The organism is Henriciella sp., from assembly GCF_049649345.1.
In the GTDB taxonomy this organism is placed as follows: Bacteria; Pseudomonadota; Alphaproteobacteria; order Caulobacterales; family Hyphomonadaceae; genus Henriciella.
The window spans coordinates 1-7,072 of sequence record NZ_JBARZC010000312.1; the positions used below are offsets into that span (position 1 = coordinate 1).

At 59.4% G+C, this 7,072-nt stretch carries 9 protein-coding genes; all 9 read left to right on the top strand.

What is annotated here, in order from left to right:
• Positions 1–609: LysR substrate-binding domain-containing protein (locus WA989_RS08180; protein ID WP_424340010.1), on the top strand; the 609-nt coding region annotated here is incomplete at its 5' end.
• 73 nt (positions 610–682) lie between these two features.
• Entirely contained in the window at positions 683–1,549 is an 867-nt protein-coding gene (locus WA989_RS08185) for a DUF1932 domain-containing protein (protein WP_424340011.1), read from the top strand.
• Positions 1,546–2,574 (top strand): amidohydrolase family protein, encoded by a 1,029-nt coding sequence (locus WA989_RS08190; protein WP_424340012.1) that lies wholly within the window; start codon positions 1,546–1,548, stop codon positions 2,572–2,574. The genes WA989_RS08185 and WA989_RS08190 overlap by 4 nt, the downstream gene beginning before the upstream one ends.
• Positions 2,568–3,587: a Rieske 2Fe-2S domain-containing protein gene (locus WA989_RS08195; protein WP_424340015.1), complete on the top strand. Its 1,020-nt coding sequence runs from the start codon at positions 2,568–2,570 to the stop codon at positions 3,585–3,587. Before WA989_RS08190 ends, WA989_RS08195 begins: the two co-directional genes overlap by 7 nt.
• The gene (ligA, locus tag WA989_RS08200) at positions 3,580–3,984 is read left to right on the top strand and encodes a protocatechuate 4,5-dioxygenase subunit alpha (protein WP_424340013.1); all 405 of its coding nucleotides are present in this window, start codon (positions 3,580–3,582) and stop codon (positions 3,982–3,984) included. Before WA989_RS08195 ends, ligA begins: the two co-directional genes overlap by 8 nt.
• 1 nt (position 3,985) lies before the next feature.
• Entirely contained in the window at positions 3,986–4,831 is an 846-nt protein-coding gene (locus tag WA989_RS08205) for a class III extradiol dioxygenase subunit beta (protein WP_424340014.1), read from the top strand.
• Complete coding sequence (locus WA989_RS08210) at positions 4,831–5,772, top strand: Gfo/Idh/MocA family oxidoreductase (RefSeq protein ID WP_424340016.1); 942 nt, start codon at positions 4,831–4,833, stop codon at positions 5,770–5,772. Before WA989_RS08205 ends, WA989_RS08210 begins: the two co-directional genes overlap by 1 nt.
• Positions 5,772–6,941, top strand: a complete 1,170-nt coding sequence (pobA, locus tag WA989_RS08215) for a 4-hydroxybenzoate 3-monooxygenase (RefSeq protein WP_424340017.1) — start codon at positions 5,772–5,774, stop codon at positions 6,939–6,941. The genes WA989_RS08210 and pobA overlap by 1 nt, the downstream gene beginning before the upstream one ends.
• A gap of 38 nt (positions 6,942–6,979) precedes the next feature.
• On the top strand, positions 6,980–7,072 hold a 93-nt coding region (locus WA989_RS08220), incomplete at its 3' end, for a DUF2218 domain-containing protein (RefSeq protein ID WP_424340018.1).

Here is a 7,072-nt window from a genome sequence, read left to right on the forward strand (position 1 = left end):
CCTCTTTGCCGAGAGAGGGTGCTTCCAGAGAGCATTGTCCAGTTCCAGGAAGCTCATCTGAAGAGCGAGATCTTCGTTGCGGAAGGCTCACATGTCGAACTTGTCGAACCCCTGCGGGACGGCGAACTCGATTTCCTGATCGGCGCTCTACGCGATCCGGCACCGGGGCCGGATTTGGTGCAGGACCCGCTCTTCGTGGATCAGCCGGTCATCCTCGCCCGCAGTGGTCATCCCTTGCCGGCAAGTGTGTCCGCAAGGAGCCTCGCTGATCTTGCAGATTTCGACTGGTGCGTGCCTCAAGCCGGCGTTCCGCTGCGAGATCGGTGGGAAACAATGTTCAAGGAAGCCGGTCTGGCCCTACCGCGTGTGCGGGTTGAATGCGGGTCTGTGATCGCGATCCGTCAGATTCTAATGAAGACCGATTGCCTGACCATTCTGTCGCCCGACCAGGTGGCAGTCGAGCTTGAAGCGGGCTGGCTTAAGCGGATCGGCGTTGCCCCGGCTGGTATGACGAGAACGATCGGTCTTACCTATCGGCGGGACTGGCGGGCAACACCGACCCAGGAAGCGTTTCTGTCGACGTTGAAATCTGTCTGTGGGTCGGAATGAGAATTCGCATTACCTTATAGTCTGGAAAAACTTCTGATTAGCGGTATGCCCACCGCTGTGGCTGTATCCGGCCATGACATCAGGTATCGCTTTCATTGGCTTCGGTGAGGCCGCGCAGACATTTGCAGGTGCTACGGGCTGGACCGGCCCAGCTTGTGCCTATGACATCAAAACCCTCTCAGCCGAACAGCGCGACGCGAAGCTCGCCGATTATGAACGCTTCGGCGTGTCGGGCTGCGAGACCTCAGGCGATGCAGTGGCTGAGGCCAGATCGGTTCTCAGCCTTGTCACGGCTGATCAGTCGCTCAAGGCGGCTGAATGCGCAGCAAGGCATCTGCAGACGGGCGGCTGGTTTTTCGACATGAATTCGGTGGCGCCCGCCCGCAAGGTAGCCGCGGCGGAAGCGATTGAAGCCGCCGGCGCGCGCTATGCTGACGTTGCCATAATGGCGCCTGTCATGCCGGCCAGCCTCAAGGTGCCGCTGCTGGTCAGTGGGCCGCATGCCGTCGGCGCCGCAGATCAGTTGCGAGTTTTCGGTTTCAAGAACGTTCGCACGGTCGGCGACAAGATTGGAGAAGCTTCGGCCATTAAGATGATCCGTTCGGTAATGACCAAAGGTATCGAAGCCCTGACAGCCGAATGCGTCCTCGCTGCCAGCAAGGCCGGTGTCGTTGAAGAAGTCACAAGCTCGCTTGGCGGGGACTGGACGGCCCGTGCCGACTATAATCTTGAGCGCATGCTGGTGCATGGCTCTCGCCGCGCCGCTGAAATGGAAGAAGTCTGCGCAACTCTGGAGGATCTCGGAGTTGAACCGGTCATGACACGCGGAACAGTGTTCCGTCAGGCCGAGCTCGGCACGATCGGCGCGGGATCGGTACCGGACAGTTTCGAAGAAAAACTTCGACTAATTGCTTCAACCAGAAAAGCAGACGCAGCATGACGCTGATCATCGATTGCCATGGTCACCATACAGTGGCGCCAAAGAAGCATCTCGCCTATCGCGACGCGCAGGTCGCGCGGCTCGACAATCCGTCTTTGCCCCTGCCGACGCGACCGGATATTTCGGATGACGAAATCCGGGAAGGCATCGAAGCCAACCAGCTCAAACTGATCAAGGAGCGCGGCGCTGACCTCACCATCTTCTCGCCGCGCGCCTCGCGCATGGAGCCGCATGTCGGCGATGAGGAAACTGCGATCGACTGGTCCTATGCCTGCAACAATCTTATCGCCCGCGTGGTCGAGCTCTATCCGGAAACCTTTGCCGGCGTCTGCATGCTGCCCCAGACGCCCCGAACCGACATGTCGGCATCGATCGCTGAGCTGCGCCGCTGCGTTGAGGAACTGGGATTCATCGGCTGCAATCTCAATCCTGATCCGTCCGGTGGCCACTGGACTGCGCCGCCGCTGACCGACCGCTACTGGTATCCTTTCTATGAGGCGATGTGCGAGCTTGATGTGCCGGCCATGATCCATGTGTCCGGCTCCTGCAATCCAGCCTTTCACGCGACAGGCAGCTATTACATCGCGGCCGATACCAACGCGTTCATGCAGTTCATTGAAGGCAATCTGTTCAAGGATTTTCCGGAGCTGCGCTTCATTATCCCGCATGGCGGCGGCGCAGTTCCCTATCACTGGGGCCGGTATCGAGGCCTAGCGGACATGCTCGACCAGCCTTCGCTAGACGGCCACGTTATGCAGAATGTCTATTTCGACACCTGCGTTTATCACCAGCCCGGCATCGACCTCCTGTTCAAGGTAATCGACAAAAAGAACATCCTGTTCGGCTCGGAAATGGTCGGCGCGGTGCGCGGCATCGACCCCCAGACCGGGCAGTATTTCGACGACACCAAGCGCTATGTCGACGCGCTCGGCCTATCCGACGAAGACCGCCACGCCATCTTCGAGGGCAATGCAAGGCGCGTCTATCCACGTCTTGATGCCCAACTGAAAAGGAGGGGATTGTGACCTTCCTGCGCAATCGCTGGTATGTCGCGGCCTGGGATGGCGAGGTCGCAAACGCCCCCATCTCCCGCAAGATCTGCGGCGAGCCCATCGTCATGTACCGCAAGCTCGATGGCAGCGTCGTGGCGCTGCGTGACGCCTGCCCACATCGCCTCCTGCCGCTGTCCATGGGCATCCGGGAAGGCGACAATCTGCGCTGCAAGTATCACGGCATGGTCATCACGCCGGAGGGCAAGCCTTGCGAGATGCCGCTGACGCATGAGCGCGTGAATGAGAAGCTCAACACGCCCGTCTATCCCGTGGTCGAGCGGCACCGTTTCGTCTGGGTCTGGATCGGGGAGCGGGAACGGGCCGATGTCGGCCTCGTACCGGATTTCTGGCCGTGTTCGGCGCCGGGATGGGTGTTCGACGGGGGCTATATGCGCGTCGGCTGCGACTATCGCCTGTTCATCGACAATCTAATGGACCTCACCCACGAGACCTATGTCCACATGGGCTCGATTGGGCAGAAGGAACTCATGGAAGCCCCGCTCGAAACGCGGGTTGAAGGTAAGGAGGTCTTCCTGTCGCGCTGGATGCCGAATATCGATCCGCCGCCCTTCTGGCGCGAAGCACTGAAGAAGACCGGCAAGGTCGACCGTTGGCAGATCTGCCAATTCATCGAGCCCTGTTCCGTCATCATCGATGTCGGCGTGTCGCCGGTCGAGGCCGGCGACACGCTGGAAAGTCACAACTCCGGCGTGCGCGGCTTCGTCATCGACTCAATTACTCCGGAGACCGAGACGAGCTGCCACTATTTCTGGGGCATGGCGCGCAATTTCGACGTTCACGATGCCGGCGTGACCGCGCGCATAAAGGCCGGCCAGGACATTATCTTCAACGAGGACATCGAAGTCCTCGAAGGCCAGCAGAAAAACATTGCGCTCAATCCGGACATGAAGTTGCGCGTCCTGTCCATCGACTCCGGCGGCGCCCATGCCCGCAGGATCATCGAAAGGCTGATGGCCGATGCATAGATCCGTAAGCAACTATATGAGCGAGTTCGAGGATATCCCCGGCACGCGTGTCTACACAACCAAGCGTGCCCGTCAGGGATACTGGCTGAACCAGTTCTGCATGAGCCTGATGAAGGCCGATAATCGCGAGCGCTGGCGCGCCGACGAGAAGGTCTACCTCGAAGACTGGAAGATGACGGACGAACAGAAGCAGGCCGTGCTCGACCGCGATTACAACCGCATGCTCGATCTGGGCGGCAACATCTACTACCTCGCCAAGATTTTCTCGACCGACGGTCTCTCCTTCGTCCAGGCAGTCTCCACCATGACCGGCATGAGCGTCGACGACTACAAGGCCATGATGATGGCTGGCGGGCGCTCGCCAGATGGCGTGCGCTCCATCAAGGAAGGCAAGTGATATGGCCAGACTGAGCGCAGGCATTGCAACCAGCCACGTCCCCCTGATGGGTGTCGCCATCGACCAGGGCAAGACTGAGGAAGACTACTTCAAGCCGATCTTTGCCGGCTATGAGTGGACAAAGGACTGGATCCAGAAGCTGGAAAACAAGCCTGATGTCGTGATCCTCGTTTACAACGACCACGCGTCCGCCTTCGACATGAATCTCATTCCGACCTTTGCCATCGGGTGCGGCGAGGAATTCCATCCCGCAGATGAAGGCTGGGGACCGCGCCCCGTGCCTCCGATCAAGAATGATCCGGACTTTGCCTGGCACCTCGCCCAGAGCCTCATCCTCGATGAGTTCGACATGACCATCATCAACCAGATGGATGTTGATCATGGTCTCACGGTTCCGCTGTCGGCCATGTTTGGCCAGCCGGAGGAGTGGCCGGTCAAGGTCGTGCCACTCGCCGTCAACGTCGTCACCTACCCCGTGCCATCCGGCAATCGCTGCTGGAAGCTTGGCGAAGCGATCGCCCGGGCTGTCGAAAGCTATCCGGAGGACCTCAACGTCCAGATCTGGGGCACCGGCGGCATGAGCCATCAGCTCCAGGGACCACGCGCCGGCCTGATCAATCAGGAATGGGACCGGAAATTCCTTGATGATCTGACCGCCAATCCGGAGCGCCTGCGGACCATCCCTCACATCGAATACCTCCGCGAGACTGGCTCGGAGGGCATCGAAATGGTGATGTGGCTGATCATGCGCGGCGCGCTGCAGGGCAAGGTCCACGAGCTGCACCGACACTATCACGTCCCCGCCTCGAATACGGCGGTGGGACATATCGTATTGGAGAATGGATGATGAAGATTGCACTCGCAGGCGCCGGCGCCTTCGGCGAAAAGCACCTTGATGGCCTCAACAAGATTAATGGCGTTGAGATTGTCGCGCTGGTTGGCCGCACGCTCGACAAGACGCAGGAAATCGCGACCCGCCGCGGTATAGGCAAGGCAACGACTGAGCTCGACGAAGTTCTCGCCATGCCGGAAGTCGACGCCGTCATTCTCTGCACGCCGACCCAGATGCACGCCTCCCAGGCGATTGCCTGCATGAACGCCGGCAAGCATGTCGAGGTCGAGATTCCGCTCGCGGACAGCTGGGAAGATACCAAGGCCGTCATGGCCAAGCAGAAAGAAACGGGTCTTGTCTGCATGGTCGGCCATACGCGCCGCTTCAACCCGTCTCATCAATGGGTGCACAACAAGATCAAGGCGGGCGACCTCTCCATCCAGCAAATGGATGTTCAGACCTATTTTTTCCGCCGTACCAACACCAATGCGAAGGGAGAAGCGCGCAGCTGGACCGACCACCTGCTCTGGCACCATGCCGCACACACTGTCGATTTGTTCCAGTACCAGACCGGTGAGAAGGTGGTCGTAGCGCAGGCTGTCGAAGGCCCGCAACATCCAATACTCGGCATCGCCATGGACATGTCGATCCAGCTGAAGACCGAGACTGGCAAGATCTGCACGCTCTCCCTAAGCTTCAATAATGACGGGCCGCTCGGAACATTCTTCCGCTATATCTGCGACAAGGGCACCTACATCGCCCGCTATGACGATCTTGTCGACGGCCGGGAAAACCCCATTGACGTTTCGAAGGTAGATGTCTCGATGAATGGCATCGAATTGCAGGATCGCGAATTCATCGCCGCGATCCGCGAAGGCAGAGAACCCAACAGTTCGGTCGCAAAAGTCCTGCCTTGCTACGAAACACTTTACCAGCTTCAACAGGGGATGAAATGATGAAGACCGATGTCGTCATCATTGGGGCCGGACCTGCTGGCCTGATGCTGGGACATCTTCTCCACCAAGCTGGGATCGGTATTGTTATTCTGGAGCGCAAGTCCGCTGCCCATGTGCTGTCGCGCATTCGTGCGGGCGTGCTGGAACAGGTGACCGTCGACCTGATCGATCAGCTCGGTCTCGGCGACCGCATGCACAAGGAAGGGCTGCCGCATGACGGCTTCTTTCTCGCCGACGGCGCACGCCTGATCCACATTAACATGACGGAGCTGGCGGGCCACAACGTGATGATCTATGGCCAAACGGAAGTGACCCGCGACCTGATGGACGCGTGCGACGCGCGCGGCGTGGACGTGATTTATGAAGCTGAGGACGTCAGCCTGCACGACGTCAACAGCGATACGCCTTCAGTGACCTACAGGAAGAATGGCGTAGAACACCGCCTCAATGCCCGGTTTATCGCAGGTTGCGACGGTTTCCATGGACCGTCGCGCCAGGTGATCCCGGCCTCGGTCGGCAAGGCCTATGAACGGGTCTATCCCTTTGGCTGGCTCGGCATCCTTGCCGATGTGCCGCCGTGTCACGAAGAGCTGATCTACGCCAATCACGCGAATGGGTTTGCGCTGGCGTCGATGCGCTCGAAGACCCGGGCACGCTATTATATCCAGGTGCCGCTGACCGAGCGGGTCGAGGACTGGCCGGATGACCGCCTCTGGGACGAACTCGCGCTTCGTCTTGGGCCGGAGACGGCGGAACATATGACGCGCGGGCCTGCACTCGAGAAGTCGATCGCCCCTTTGCGATCCTTCGTGTTCGAGCCGATGCGCTATGGCTCGCTCTTTCTCGCCGGCGATTCCGCGCACATTGTGCCGCCGACCGGGGCGAAAGGATTGAACCTGGCGTCCTCGGATGTCGCCTACCTGTCGAAGGCCCTCATCCAGTTTTTCAAGAAGGGCTTGAGCGAAGGAATCGACACCTATTCGCAAACTGCCCTCGCTCGCGTCTGGAAGTCCGAACGCTTCTCGTGGACACTGACCACACTCATGCACCGCTTTCCAAACGAGGGAGAATTTGGTCGGCGCGTGCAGATCGCCGAGCTCGATTACATCGCGGGATCGCGCGCGGCGCAAACAACCATTGCCGAAAACTATATCGGCCTACCGCTATAACTGCACACCACAGCTGACAGGAGAAATCTGAAATGCCGATGACCACTGCGCGTGTCGCAACTTCGAACGCCTCCAAGTACATGACCCAGCTCTGCAAGCACTGGTCGCACAAGTTCGAGACAATGATCGAC